Source organism: Halomonas sp. A40-4 (genome assembly GCF_015767635.1).
Classification (GTDB): Bacteria; Pseudomonadota; Gammaproteobacteria; order Pseudomonadales; family Halomonadaceae; genus Vreelandella; species Vreelandella janggokensis.
Genome location: NZ_CP065230.1, coordinates 1,931,360 through 1,945,231 on the forward strand (window position 1 = coordinate 1,931,360; position 13,872 = coordinate 1,945,231).

Genomic DNA, 13,872 nt, shown 5'->3' on the forward strand with positions numbered 1-13,872 from the left:
TTGTCACGTTGAAACGGGACGAATCAGTGTCGCCACCTTAACGCGGGCATCATATTCTACAAAAGAATATATAATTATCTTTTTATCTCAAAATGGTATTTACGCTAGCGACGCCGCCCACCGGCGACGTTGCCATATCCAGAAAAAAGCAGCTGAGTTAATGATGCGATACATCAACTGCATTAGCCAAATGCCGAGCAGCCCATAGCCGAGACTGACGCCAACCCACCAGGCCAGCGGTAAAAAAAGCAGCCACTGCAGGCTCAACGTCAACAGCATGACGGTTCGCTGAGCGCCCGCGCCCATCAGGGCCTGGGCGAGTACCAATGCGGCGACGTCAATGACCATCATCAGGCCCGTTAACTGAAGCGGCAAGGTACCAAGCTTAATCAATTCCGGCGCCTTGAAAAACAGGCCAAGCAGTTTGTCCGGCATCCATAGCATGGGCAGGGCCAGTACGACCAGCAGCAGTGCAGCTACCCAGAGCGCGTCAAGACCCCAGCGGTGAGCTTCTTGCTCGGCGTCCCGCCCCAGGGCTTCACCCACCAGGCTCATTGCGGCAACCCCTACACCCACGCCCGGCAATATCAGCAATAGCGACAGGTTGATCAGCACGTGCCCCACCGCAACACTCGCGGTGCCGAGCTGGCTCAACAGCCAGAAAAGCACGGCATAGCCAGCGGCAAACCAAAGCTGCTGGGCCGAGTGCGGCAACGCCAGCCGGGCCGTGGTTCGCAGCCCCTGTATGTCAGGTCGTAACGGGGCCCATGTCAGAGCACTGCTGTGGCGGGCGGTGATGCCTATCCAGAGCAACAGCCCCACGCCCACCGACAAGCTGGTGGCAACGCCAGCACCACTGGCGCCCAGTTCGGGAAGCCCGGCAAGGCCAAAAATCAATCCCGCGCTGAGCACCACGTTAAGCAGGTGAACCGCCACAATAATGCGCAAATACAGGCGAGTGTACTGACGGCCATTCCAGTAACCACGAAAGCACAGGGTGAGCGCAATCGCCGCCAGCGACAGCACACGCCAGCGAAAGTAATCAACTGCCACGTCATGAACGTCCGGCGTCGGCGAGATCCACTGCATAATCAAAGGCGCCTGCCACCATGCCAGCAGCGCCAGTAATGTGCCACTGATCAAGCCAAGCAGCAGGCCCGCCTGCAGCGGCAGGGAGAGGCCTGAATGACCCGCGCCCAGGCGCTGGGCGGTTTGGGATTGAACGCTGGAGGACAGCCCGAACACCAGGGCGGTCATCATGAACATGGCGTAACCGCCAAGGCCAACACCCGCCAACGCCGTTTCGCCTAGACGGCCCACCAAGGCGGCATCGACCAGGTTGAGCATGCTCTGCGAGAGCATGCCCAGTATGACCGGCCAAGCCAGACGAACCACTATGCCGTGGCGGTGGGCGACGTAGGGCACAGTCAGCTCGGGTCGTAGGAAAGCACTGGTGACAGCCAGCGCTCCATTTCCTCGAGCGGCATCTGTTTACGCTCAGCCAATACCTTGACCTGGTCTTGGGTAATCTTGCCGGTTGAAAAATATTTGGACTGCGGATGCGAGAAATACCACCCTGATACCGCCGCGGCAGGCCACATGGCAAAGTTTTCGGTCAGCGCCAGTCCGGTATTGGCGGTGGCGTCAAGCAGTCTGAACAGCGTTGCCTTCTCGGTGTGGTCAGGGCAGGCCGGGTAGCCGGGGGCAGGGCGGATACCCTGGTATTTCTCGGCAATCAAGGCGTCATTATCGAGCGACTCCTCGGGCACATAGCCCCAGAACTCCTTGCGCACACGTTCGTGCATGCGCTCGGCAAAGGCTTCCGCCAACCGGTCCGTCAGGGCCTGAACCATGATGGCGTTATAGTCGTCCCCCGCCGCTTCATATTCTTTGGCCAGTTCATCGACCCCGTGCCCGGTGGTCACTGCAAAGCCACCAATCCAGTCCGCTTTGCCGCTGTCCTTGGGGGCGATGAAATCCGCCAGGCTGTAACAGATGCCGTCGCGCCCTTTGGTGGTCTGCTGACGTATATGGTGAAGTCGTTCGACGACATCGGTACGGGATTCATCGGCGTAGACTTCAATGACGTCGTCGTCGACAGTATTTGCCGGCCAGAAGCCAATCACGCCCCGTGCCTGGACGCGCTTTTCATCAAGCAGCTTGCGCAGCATCACCTTGGCATCTTCAAACAGGTTGCGGGCGGCTTCACCGACCACCTTGTCATCCAGAATCTTGGGGAACTTCCCTGCCAACTGCCAGCTCATGAAGAAGGGTGTCCAGTCGATCCGCTCGACGAGTTCATCAAGCGGGTAATTATCGAAGGTTTGTAGCCCCAGTTGATGAGGTTTGCCCGGTGTGTAGCTGGCCCAGTCGGTCCGGAAACGCCGCTTACGCGCCTGGGTGTAGTCAAGGTCGGCGGCTTTGGGGCGACGCTTGGCATTGCGTTCACGAACCTTTTCGTACTCTTCGCGTATTTCGGCGATGTAGGGCGTCTTGAGGGACGGGGTAAGCAACCGGCTGGCCACCCCAACGGCCCGGGACGCATCGGTCACATAAATCACCGGATGGTCATACTGGGGTTCGATTTTAACCGCCGTATGCGCTTTCGAGGTCGTTGCACCGCCAATCAGCAGTGGCAGGTCCATGCCGCGACGCTTCATTTCCTTGGCGACGTGAACCATTTCATCCAGGGACGGCGTGATCAAACCGGACAGCCCGATGATATCGGCGTTGTGATCCTTGGCGGCCTGGAGGATTTTCTCGGTGGGCACCATTACGCCAAGGTCAATAACCTCGTAGTTGTTGCACTGTAGCACCACGCCGACGATATTCTTGCCGATATCGTGGACGTCGCCCTTGACCGTCGCCATGACAATCTTGCCCTTGGCCTGGGTGTCAGCGCTTTTTTCGGCCTCGATATAGGGAATCAGATAGGCGACGGCCTGCTTCATGACGCGAGCGGATTTGACCACCTGGGGCAGGAACATCTTACCCGCGCCAAACAGGTCGCCGACCACGTTCATGCCGTCCATCAATGGCCCTTCAATGACCTCGATGGGGCGTTCCGCCTCGGCGCGTGCCAGTTCGGTATCGTCTTCGATATGCGCTGTGATGCCTTTGACAAGGGCATGTTCGATACGCTTGTTGACCGGCCAGCTGCGCCATTCCAGGTCTTCTTTTTTCGCCGCGCCGCTGCCATCGCCTTTATAGTTATCGGCAATATCGAGCAGACGCTCGGTACCGTCGCTGCGACGGTTGAGCACCACGTCTTCCACGGCGTCGCGCAGTTCGGTCGGCAGATCGTCGTAAACGGCCAACTGACCGGCATTGACGATCCCCATGGTGAGCCCCGCACGAATGGCGTGGTACAGAAAGACCGAGTGAATCGCTTCGCGTACCGGATTATTACCCCGGAACGAGAAGGAGACGTTGGAAACGCCCCCGGACAGCATTGCATGGGGCAGGTGTTCGCGAATCCACTGGGATGCCTCGATGAAATCAACGGCGTAGTTGTTATGCTCTTCGATACCCGTGGCAATGGCGAAAATGTTGGGGTCGAAAATGATATCTTCCGCCGGGAAACCGATTTCATCCACCAGCAGGCGGTAGGCGCGCTCACAAATCTCGGTCTTGCGGGCGAAGGTATCAGCCTGGCCTTCCTCGTCGAACGCCATCACGACGATGGCGGCCCCGTAGCGCCGGCATTTGGTCGCCTGCTCGCGGAAAGCTTCTTCGCCTTCCTTGAGGGATATGGAGTTGACCACGGCCTTGCCCTGCACGCACTGAAGGCCGGCTTCGATGATTTCCCATTTGGACGAGTCGATCATGATAGGCACACGGGCGATGTCGGGCTCGCCGGCGATCAGGTTCAGAAAGCGCACCATGGCTTCCTGAGACTCCAGCATGCCCTCATCCATGTTGATATCGATGATCTGGGCGCCGTTTTCCACCTGCTCCAGCGCGACTTCCAGCGCGGTGGTGAAATCTTCTTCCACGATCAGTCGCTTGAAGCGCGCCGAGCCGGTCACATTGGTGCGCTCGCCGACATTCACAAACAGCGAGTCGGCCTCGATGTTGAACGGTTCAAGTCCCGATAACCGGCATGCGCGCGAACGCTCTGGCACCTCCCGGGGCGCCAAACCGTGAACGGCTTCGGCAATGGCGCGGATGTGTTCCGGCGTCGAGCCGCAACAGCCGCCGATAATGTTGACCAGGCCGCTCTGTGCAAACTCGCCGACGATGGCCGCCATTTCTTCAGGCGTTTGGTCGTATTCGCCAAATTCGTTGGGCAGGCCCGCGTTGGGGTGGGCCGATACAAAGGTGTCGGCCTTGGTGGAAAGCTCTTCGACGTACTGGCGTAATTCCTCGGCACCCAACGCGCAGTTTAGGCCCACGGAAAACGGCTCGGCATGGCGAATCGAATTCCAGAAAGCTTCCGTGGTTTGCCCCGACAGCGTCCGCCCGGAAGCATCGGTGATGGTGCCGGAAATCATCACTGGCAACCGCTTACCAAGGGACTCGAACAGTTCATCAAGGGCGTAGATCGCGGCCTTGGCATTCAGCGTATCGAAGATGGTCTCGATCATGATCAGATCGGCGCCGCCTTCGATCAGCGACTTGGCTGCTTCAAGGTAATTGTCGCGCAGCTCATTAAATGTGACGTTACGCTTGGCAGGGTCGTTGACATCCGGCGACAGCGACGCGGTTCGCGAGGTAGGGCCCAGCACACCCGCCACATATCGCGGTACGCCGGTCTCTTCGGCAACGGCGTCACACACTTCCCGGGCCAGCCGTGCCGATTCCCGATTCAGCTCCGGCACAATATCTTCCATGCCATAGTCAGCCTGGGAGAGGCGCGTGCTGTTGAAAGTGTTGGTTTCAATAATATCGGCACCGGCCTCGAGATAATCGCGGTGAATGCGGGTCACCACGTCGGGGCAGGTCAGCGCCAGCAAGTCATTGTTGCCTTTCAGGTCCGACGGCCAGTCACTGAAACGCTGGCCACGAAACTCCTCCTCGCTCAGCTCGGCATTCTGCAACATGGTCCCCATGCCGCCATCCAGGATATGGATACGTTGATTCAGGCGTTGGGAGAGGGTGGCAATCAAATCACTAGCAGCCATGGCAGGGGGATGTCTCCAGCGTCACAGTCAAAAAAGGTTTTTTTATCGTCGGCAATCGCCGTTCAAATGAACCAACGGCGCACTATGATAACAAAGGGTTCCAGGCGGGGCAGCAATGTATTGTTTATGAATGCCATAGGCCCCATTAACAATACACCGGAAATAGCCTAGTAAAACAGTCGGGATTGTGTCGGCGCGCTGTTTTGCTTACCATAGACACAAAATGACATGTGAAGTGGCCTCGCCACTGCCACGGGAGGAAAACAACCCTCATGACCACGACAGCAGAAGCCGATACCAACGTCGATACCCAAGGTATTGATATCACGAACAGTGCGCAGGATTACTTGGCGGAATTGCTGGAAAAGCAAAACGTCGAAGGCATCGCCGTGCGCATTTTCATCACCCAGCCAGGTACACCTTACGCCGAAACGTGTCTGGCCTATTGTCGCCCGGGCGAAGAAGAGCCGACTGACGAAAAGCTTGAGCTCGAAAAAATCAATGTGTTTCTCGACAAGAACAGCTTGGCGTTCCTTGAAGAAGCCGTGGTCGACTTTAACGCCGACCGCATGGGCGGTCAGCTGACCATCAAGGCCCCAAACGCCAAAATGCCCAAGGTCAACGCGGACAGCCCACTTGAAGACCGCGTCAACTATGTTCTGTACAGCGAGATCAACCCAGGTCTGGCCTCTCACGGCGGAGAAGTCAAGCTGGTCGAACTGACCGAGCAGAACATGGCGGTGCTGGCCTTCGGCGGTGGTTGCCAGGGGTGTGCGGCCGTTGACCTGACCCTCAAGGACGGCGTCGAAAAAACGCTTATGGAACGTATTCCCGAGCTTGGCGGCATTCGTGATGTGACCGACCATTCGGACACCACCAACGCTTACTACCGGTAAGCGATAGCGTCCCAACAGCATTATGATGCCCAGCACCCGCTGGGCATTATCGTTTAAGAGTGCCCGTTGATGCTAGCCGTCTACTCAAGGCTATCTTTATCTTCGCGCTCACTCTCCTGATCACGCGACAGTGATGTCGGCAGGTCGGTTAACTGTCGCTGCATGGCGTCCATTCTTGACCAAAGCTGCTCCTGCCAGGCCTTTTCGCGAGCGTCATGCTGCCGCGCTTCTTCGGCTAATGCCGATTCTGCATCGTCGAGTTTCTTGATCGCCTCTTGGTAGCGTTGCTCCAGCGCATTCAGCGCTGCCTGAAGCTGCTGTTGAGCTTGCTGCTCGGCATGCGCCTCCAACTGATACTGATAGATTGATTTTTCCAGCGTTTTAACCTCTTGGGCCAGTTTCTCGTTGCGTTTATCAGCCTGTTTCAGCCGCTGCTGGTAGGCGCTTTCTTCCTGTGCCCGCTCCTGTCGGGCGCTGTCCAGCAAGCTCATTAGGCGATCTTCGGCGGCTTCATGGCGCTGCTCTTCCTGAGTCAGGCGCGCCTGCCATTCGGCTTGCTGTTGGCTGAGCTGATCGGCATGTTGCGCCTGATGCTCACCCAACTGTTGCTGGGCTCGCTCATAGGCGGACTGCCACTTGGCCACCTCTTCACGTGCCTCTCTTGCTTGAGTCCGCCACTGGGCTTCATCGGCTTGGCTGGCCGCCAGGTCTCGACTAAGCCCCTCGACGCGCGTTTCTGTATGACGCAGATGTTCCGCCAGGGCGCTTTCACGCTGCTCCGCATTGGCGGCCCGCTGGTCGGCGTCGTTGGCTTCAAGCTTTGCAGTCTCAACCTGGCGGTCGGCTTCTTCACGGTAATGGCATAACGCATCGTGCGCCGCCTCCCTGGCTTCCTTCCATAGTTCACTGGCAACGCTGACCACTGCCTCAGGCAACCCTTTGGGCGGTGGTACGTCACGGTTGTGCTCACGCTCAAGACGCCACTGGCGGAAATGTTCACTGATGGTGGTGAAGCTACCCGTACCGAGCACTTCACGAATGCGCTGCACGCTGGGCGTATCGCCTCGGCTGAGCAACGTATCGATGGCCTGCTGTACATCTTGATATTGAACGCCGCTGCGTGCCATTTGCGAGCTCCTTATTGGGGTTAGTGGCCGTCATTATCCCGCCCCGGGTCATACAAGGCAATATTACGTAATATGTAAAGTGTAATTTATTTATTTTAAATGGGTAAAATTCAAGATTACCCGTATAATCTTGAATTTATAAGGTATAAAAGGCAGACTTGGCGCACCCGTTAGCAACTGGGCCGAATAAGAAGGGAAGAGGGACGATTAGGGTGAGAGAGGAGCAGGGTCGCCAATGGAAACGCGAGATAATACAGCTATCGCCAACCCGATATCGCCGCTGGAAAACCTCAGCGGTTCGCCGGTTTTGCCACACATTACCGCCAACACGGATGTGGAAGCGGTGGCGGCGTGGCTCGCCGAGTACCAGGACAGCCCGCAAACCTGGAAGTGCTATCGTCGGGAAGCCGAGCGCTTGCTGCTGTGGCTCAAGGCCCAGAATTTGACGCTTGGCCAGGTAAACCGTGACGTGCTGCGTCACTTCGAGAACTTCCTGGCCGATCCGCAGCCAAGCGCGCAGTGGGCGGGGCCTACCAAGCCCCGTCATCACCCGCAATGGCGCCCGTTTCGAGGTGGTCTTTCCCCGGCCAGTCGCCGGCAAAGCCTGATCATTCTGCAGGGGTTATTCAGTTGGCTGGTAGAAGCAGGCTGGGTGCGCCATAACCCATTTCGCCTGATGCGCGATAAATCGCGTCGCTTGAACAACCAGTCGCCGCGGATTGAGCGCTATCTGGAGCGCGAGCTATGGGGGTGGCTCTGGCAGTGGCTTAACCAGCCAGCGGGGAAGGGCGAACGCGACCGTTACGAAATGGCCAGGCGACGTTTTATCTTTGGTTTTGCGTACCTGCTGGCTCCCCGCGTGAGTGAAATGGCCGATGCCCGTATGGGCGATTTTCATCAAAGCGAGGGCCGTTGGTGGTGGTCCGTCGTTGGCAAGGGCAATAAGGTCGCCCATATTCCGCTACCCGCTGACATGCTGGAATGCCTGGCTGAATGGCGACAAACCCTGGGACTCGCTACCACGCCACCCCATCACGACGATACGCCGGTACTTCGCGCTTTGGACAAGAAGCGGGGGATTGGTCATAACCAGCTCTACCGTCTGATACGTGAGACTTTCAACGAAGCGGCCAACGCGCTGGAAGCGGCTGAAGGAAGCCCTGCTAATATCGCGGCGTTGCGTCGCGCAACCCCCCACTGGTTGCGCCATACGTCCATTACCCATCAAGCCCAGGCAGGCATCAGCCTGCGGCATCTGGCCGACAGTGCTCGCCACTCGCGCCTGGATACCACGGCGCGCTATCTGCACAATGAGGCTATCGAGTGGCACCAGCAACAGCAGCGCCATCAGATTGAGCCGAGAGTCACCCAAGACGACGCTGAGACGTTATAATGGGCGGCATACGTGACACCAACGCTAAAGGAATCACCATGAGCACGTCCGGTGCCGAGTTAGCCCAGCAGGAACTGATCGAAGAGTTCGACATGTTTGATAACTGGATGGACCGTTATCAATACATCATTGATATGGGCAAGCAGCTCCCCCATTACCCAGACGAGTGGAAAACTGACGAGTATAAAATTCAGGGGTGTCAGTCGAACGTGTGGATGCACCATGAACAGCAAGACGACAAGCTGATCTTCAAGGCGACCTCTGATGCGGCGATAGTCTCGGGCTTGATTGCCGTGCTGCTGCGTATTTACAGCGAAAGAACCGCTGCCGAGGTGAGCGTCACAGAGCCGCATTTCATGACGGATCTGGGCCTGGACAAGCACCTGTCGCCAACGCGTAGTAACGGCTTGCATGCCATGTTGGAGCGCATTTACCAGGTTGCCCGGCAGAGCGCTTAATCACGCCGGGAGTGATGGTGACCATCGGTGTGAGCGTGTTCCTCGTCTTCCCGGCACAAGGCTTCGCTGCGCCCGCCGGGTACGGGGTCCATCCCGCCGTTGCTTCCCGGGTGGCATTTCAGAATACGCTTCATCGCCATCCAGCTACCTTTGAACGGCCCGTGTACCTGAATGGCTTCAATGGTATAAGACGAACAGCTTGGCCAAAAACGACAGCGCGGGCCGAGCAGGGGGCTTAACGTATATTGATAAGTGCGCACCATGACAACCAGGCAATGACCGACCAGCCAACGAACGGCACTAACCAGTGCGCGCCAAGCCGTCATGGTGATGGCTTGGCGTAGAGCTCGGCGGGGTCAATAAGTGGCTCGCTGTTGACCGTCACGCCTTCACTTGAAAGTGACAGGTAAAAGCAGCTTCGCCGACCCGTATGGCAGGCAGGTCCTGTTTGGTCCACCTGGAGCAGCAGCGTGTCTCCATCACAGTCGAGGGCCGCTGATACGAGATGCTGCTGCTGGCCGGAAGACTCACCTTTTCGCCATAATTTGCCGCGCGAGCGTGAGTAATAGCATACCCGCTGCGTTTGCAGTGTTTCTTCCAGGGATGCGCGGTTCATCCAGGCCATCATCAATACTTCGCCGGTATCGTGCTGTTGGGCGATGGCTGGCATCAATCCGTCCGCATTAAAAGCGGCGGCATCGAGCAACGCCGTGACTGAGAGAAGGGTATCCGCGGGAGATGCCGACTCAAGGTCTTTGAGTAATGAATTTTTGGAGGACATGTTCACGATTCCTCATGGGGTTGGCAGCGCTGGCATAGCCCCTGTAGCTCAATGGTTTGGCGCTCTACATTGAAGCCTTGACGCTGGGCGAGGGCAGCCAGTTGATCGCTGATTTCATCCAGGTGGAGTTCTTCCACGTAGCCACACTGTCGGCAGATAAGCAGTTGAAAGCCATGGGCATGCTCCGGACATGCGCAGGCAACATAGGCGTTTTGCGATTCGATACGGTGCACCAGTCCCTGCTCGATAAGAAACTCGAGGGCACGATACACCGTCGGGGGTCGAGCAGCCGCGTGCTCTGTGGAGAGTTTATCAAGTAGATCATAGGCCTTTAAGCCGCCGCCATGACGCGCAATCAGTTCAAGCACACGGCGCCGAATAGGCGTAAAGCGCACCCCCCGCGTGTGGCATTGGGATTCTGCCTGTTGTAATAGCACATTGGCGTGTGTCATAGACGTCTCGTTGACCATGGTGAGCGCAGTTCACGCGCTGAAGAGTAGTTTACGCGCTTGCAGGAGGCGTGTCAGGTGGGTCAATCAATTCACTCACGCGGGCAAAATGATGCTGTGCAAACGCCACACGCTTCTCGGCCGGCACACCATCGGGCTGACGTTCAATAAGGTCCAGGCGGCGGCGCAGCCCTTCACCGTTGGTCATCTGGATGGCAAGACCGGGGCGGGCATTGAGCTCTAATAGCATCGGGCCATGCTGGCGGTCGAGCACCATGTCGGTTCCCAGGTACCCCAAGCCGGTCATTTCATAACAACCGGCCGCTAAGTTAAGCAAGGTTTCCCACTGCGGAACTTTGAGACTAGCAAGATCATGCCCTGTATCGGGGTGGACAAAGCAGGGACGATCAAACTGAACGCCGCGAAGGGCAGCGCCCGTTGCCATATTAAGCCCCACCCCGACAGCCCCCTGATGCAGGTTGGCCTTGCCATCCGACGCCGCCGTGGAAAGTCGCATCATGGCCATGACGGGGTAGCCTTTAAAGACGATGACACGAATATCGGGCACGCCTTCATAGGTGTAGGCCATCAGGCTTTCATCAAAGTTGATCAGTGTCTCGACAACGGCGACATCGGGTGAGCCGCCAAGCGAATAGAGTCCTGACAGAATATTCGATACATGGCGCTCGATGTCGGTGATCGACAGGCGAGCACCGCTGGGCTTGATAAAATCGTCGCCCTCAATCTTTTCAACCACCAGAATCCCTTTGCCGCCGCTGCCTTTGGCCGGCTTGATCACAAAGCCATGGTGGCCTGCCAATATGCGTCCGATATGTTTGACCCCAAACTGCGTCGTCACCGTGCCGATTAACGCCGGAGAGGTAATTCCATAACGCTGCGCCAGTAGCTTGGTTTTCAGCTTGTCATCGACCAGCGGGTAAAGACGCCGATTGTTGTAACGCCCGATATAACGGATGTTACGCCGGTTCATGCCAATGATGCCTTTGTCACGCAGTTGCGTCGGCCATGTCCAATTGCTCAGCAAGCTCATGAGGGTTTGTCTTCCTCGGTAATGGGCTTGAAGCGCCTCAGTTCCAGCAGGCGGTAACCGGTGTAATTACCGAGCAAAAGAATCAGCGCCATCAAGATAAACTGAACCCCCAGGAAGTTGAAGGTGATGTGTCGCACCCACGGATTGTTCATGGCCAGGAACGCAATGACGGCTGTCAGCAAGCTCCCGCCGCCCTGTATCAGGACCTGCTTGGGACCTTCTTCTTCCCACAGAATCGACATCCGCTCGATCGTCCAGGCCAGAATGATCATCGGGAAAAAGGTAATGGTGAGTCCGGCGTTCAAGCCCATCCGGTACGCCAGCACCGAGAACACCGAGATGATGGCAATGACGGTGATGATCACCGCCGAGACCCTGGCAACCAACAATAAATTCAAGTAAGACAAGTAATTGCGGATTATCAGGCCTACCGATACGACCAGCAGAAAACCAATTAATCCGGTTGCCAGACTGGTCTGGATGAAGGCGAGGGCAATCAGTACAGGCATGAAGGTGCCCGAGGTTTTGATGCCTACCAGTACGCGCAGGAAGACGACGACCAGCGCCCCAATCGGGATAAGCAAGATGGTTTGGAATAGGGCCTGTTCTTCCAGCGGGAGGCTGTGAATCGAGAAATTCAGCAGCGTATCGTTGGAGTTGTGGTTACGTACCGCCGCGGATGCGGGCTGATAGTGGGTCATCATCGAGAAGCTGACCCGGGAATTGGTCCCGCCTTGTACCTCAAGTACAGCGTCACCGGTCGTTTCCCATAGCAGCAGGTTGTCAGGCTTGCCTTGGACACCGGTAATGGGATGAAAAAGCGACCATGTTTCATCGTTTTCATCGAAGACCTGAATCCAGGTGCTCAGCGTTTGTCGGCGACGGCCATCGTCAAGTAGCAAGCCGCTAACCCCTCGAGCTTTCACACCTGCCTGGTTAAGCAGGCGAACAACCAGTGGGGCAGGGTCCATCTCGCCAAGCAGAAGGCGAGCATTTTCATCCTGGCGTTCTCCGTTTGTATCGCGAATCAACTCCCGGGCAAAGGTGGCGTTATTGGCACTTCGCTCCCAGGCTTCCTCGATAAGCTGCTCAGCAGCTGAGTCGTAAGGACTTTCCCATTCGACGGCAGGAGGAAGCTCAGGTGCAGCCTGCACCGGCGCTTGCGCCTCGGGCGATACCAGCATTTGAACGGAATAATACAGCTGCTGTTCACCATCAGCCTCGCGAATCGTCCACTCCGCACGCCGACCTGCTTCATCTGCCTGGTAAGCCAGCCCATAACCGGAAGACGCTGTGTTCTCGGTGAGTATGCGGTATCCGGCCTGCTGGGTCGGCAGTGCAAGATCAACCTCTACAGGCCCACCCTGAGCATCAAAGGTAATGACGGCCTCGATTTCCCATACCTGGCGCTGCTCACCTGGCACCCAGGGTATTTCAAACTGCAGGTGACGATGTACACTCATCGCAATGCCGGCTGCGAGCAATAAACCGACAATAAAATAAAAGGGTAGCCGTGACATTAAGATTCCTTTCAAAAGTGACAGTGGCGACTGTCGTTATTCTTCACTATCGTCCGAGTCGGCCGCTTCGTCCTCAGCCGCTTCGTCGGCGGGCTCACCACCTGGGAATTCAGGTCGATCGAAGCGATAAGTTTCAGCCACATCAATAAGGGCAATATCGAGTAAAAAACGACGACCAAGCAGAACAGGGTAGTCCAGGTGACTGCGGTTACTAAGGGTGAACTCCACATTTTCGCTAAGCGGACCCAGGGTTAGCAGCAGGGAAATCACCAGACGCGATTCTTCTCCGGAGGCCTGTACGATACGGACGCGACGCTCGATAGGCGCTTCAATCCACTCATCGCGGATACTTTCAACCACGACATCTTCTTCATTAAGCGCCAACTTGAAGCGTACCCAGTCTTCACCGTCACGTTCAAAGGGCGTGATGTCACGGGCAGATAGCGATGATGTATTGGCGCCTGAGTCCACTTGGGCCTGGAGATAGGTACCGATACTCGGCAATCCCACCCATTCATTGCGGCCAAGCAGCGTTTTATTTTCAAGCAGGTCGTTTTCAACGTTGCATTCTTCACGAACCACGATGGATTCTTGGTTGTGCGCATCCAGTTGCTGCACGTCGTTACGTAGGCGACGAAGCAGGCTGCCAACTTCACGCACATCGGCGGTGAAGACTTCCTGCTGGTCAAGCTGGCGTTGCTGCAAGGAAGCGGTCTCGCTGCACTGCTGGGACAACTGGGTCTGTAACCTATCCATGCGCATGTTGAATGCTGCTTCATCAAGAGGCGGAGGGCCTTCGGGAGCAGGCTTCGGCAATGCACAGCCAGACACCAAAACAGCCGAACCTACTATCAACCAAACAACACCTTTACGCATAACATGGACATCCGTGATCAATAAGAAGATGAATGATAAGGAGTAGTGAGACCGGTTGTCCAACAACCGCGTGGTGTTATTTACCGGCAATCCATTCAATTTAACATAATATATATTATGCGAACCGAAAGGATAGATTGGCTTTAGCCACAATTCCTGCGATAGTCTTGACAGTAATTATACATGCCACGTTGTCTA

Annotated in this window: 12 protein-coding genes; 3 read left to right on the forward strand and 9 right to left on the reverse strand. The window is 56.6% G+C overall.

Annotation, left to right across the window (positions count from 1 at the left end; genetic code table 11):
* Positions 1 to 99 precede the first annotated feature (99 nt).
* Positions 100 to 1,425, reverse strand: coding sequence for an MATE family efflux transporter (locus IT895_RS09075; protein WP_233337407.1), 1,326 nt, complete (start codon positions 1,423 to 1,425; stop codon positions 100 to 102).
* 2 nt (positions 1,426 to 1,427) lie between these two features.
* Entirely contained in the window at positions 1,428 to 5,123 is a 3,696-nt protein-coding gene (metH, locus tag IT895_RS09080; RefSeq protein WP_199285308.1) for a methionine synthase, read from the reverse strand.
* A gap of 272 nt (positions 5,124 to 5,395) precedes the next feature.
* On the opposite strand from metH, the gene nfuA reads away from it, so the two are divergent.
* Complete coding sequence (nfuA, locus tag IT895_RS09085; protein WP_085918573.1) at positions 5,396 to 6,019, forward strand: Fe-S biogenesis protein NfuA; 624 nt, start codon at positions 5,396 to 5,398, stop codon at positions 6,017 to 6,019.
* Between the two features lie 80 nt (positions 6,020 to 6,099).
* Here the strand turns inward: nfuA and IT895_RS09090 are convergent, their stop codons facing one another.
* The gene (locus IT895_RS09090) at positions 6,100 to 7,146 is read right to left on the reverse strand and encodes a DNA-binding protein (RefSeq protein ID WP_199285309.1); all 1,047 of its coding nucleotides are present in this window, start codon (positions 7,144 to 7,146) and stop codon (positions 6,100 to 6,102) included.
* Positions 7,147 to 7,381: 235 nt separating this feature from the next.
* Here IT895_RS09090 and IT895_RS09095 point away from each other — a divergent pair, with 235 nt between their 5' ends.
* Both IT895_RS09095 and IT895_RS09100 read left to right on the forward strand, forming a co-directional pair.
* Complete coding sequence (locus IT895_RS09095; protein WP_199285310.1) at positions 7,382 to 8,539, forward strand: tyrosine-type recombinase/integrase; 1,158 nt, start codon at positions 7,382 to 7,384, stop codon at positions 8,537 to 8,539.
* 38 nt (positions 8,540 to 8,577) lie between these two features.
* Positions 8,578 to 8,997, forward strand: coding sequence for a SufE family protein (locus IT895_RS09100; RefSeq protein WP_085918570.1), 420 nt, complete (start codon positions 8,578 to 8,580; stop codon positions 8,995 to 8,997).
* Here IT895_RS09100 and yidD read toward each other — a convergent pair.
* From yidD to IT895_RS09130, 6 genes are read right to left on the reverse strand one after another with little or no spacing between them, the layout of a single operon-like run.
* Positions 8,994 to 9,323, reverse strand: coding sequence for a membrane protein insertion efficiency factor YidD (gene yidD / locus IT895_RS09105; RefSeq protein ID WP_085918569.1), 330 nt, complete (start codon positions 9,321 to 9,323; stop codon positions 8,994 to 8,996). The two genes, IT895_RS09100 and yidD, sit on opposite strands and share 4 nt — an antisense overlap.
* Positions 9,320 to 9,778, reverse strand: a complete 459-nt coding sequence (gene hisI / locus IT895_RS09110; protein ID WP_085918568.1) for a phosphoribosyl-AMP cyclohydrolase — start codon at positions 9,776 to 9,778, stop codon at positions 9,320 to 9,322. Before hisI ends, yidD begins: the two co-directional genes overlap by 4 nt.
* A gap of 2 nt (positions 9,779 to 9,780) precedes the next feature.
* Positions 9,781 to 10,230 carry a transcriptional repressor gene (locus IT895_RS09115; protein WP_199285311.1) on the reverse strand — a complete coding sequence of 150 codons (450 nt, stop codon included), beginning with the start codon at positions 10,228 to 10,230 and terminating at the stop codon, positions 9,781 to 9,783.
* Between the two features lie 49 nt (positions 10,231 to 10,279).
* Positions 10,280 to 11,278 carry an alpha-L-glutamate ligase-like protein gene (locus IT895_RS09120; RefSeq protein WP_085918566.1) on the reverse strand — a complete coding sequence of 333 codons (999 nt, stop codon included), beginning with the start codon at positions 11,276 to 11,278 and terminating at the stop codon, positions 10,280 to 10,282.
* Positions 11,275 to 12,798 (reverse strand): inactive transglutaminase family protein, encoded by a 1,524-nt coding sequence (locus IT895_RS09125; RefSeq protein WP_199285312.1) that lies wholly within the window; start codon positions 12,796 to 12,798, stop codon positions 11,275 to 11,277. Before IT895_RS09125 ends, IT895_RS09120 begins: the two co-directional genes overlap by 4 nt.
* A gap of 36 nt (positions 12,799 to 12,834) precedes the next feature.
* Entirely contained in the window at positions 12,835 to 13,674 is an 840-nt protein-coding gene (locus IT895_RS09130) for an ATP-dependent zinc protease family protein (RefSeq protein ID WP_199285313.1), read from the reverse strand.
* Positions 13,675 to 13,872: the final 198 nt, after the last annotated feature.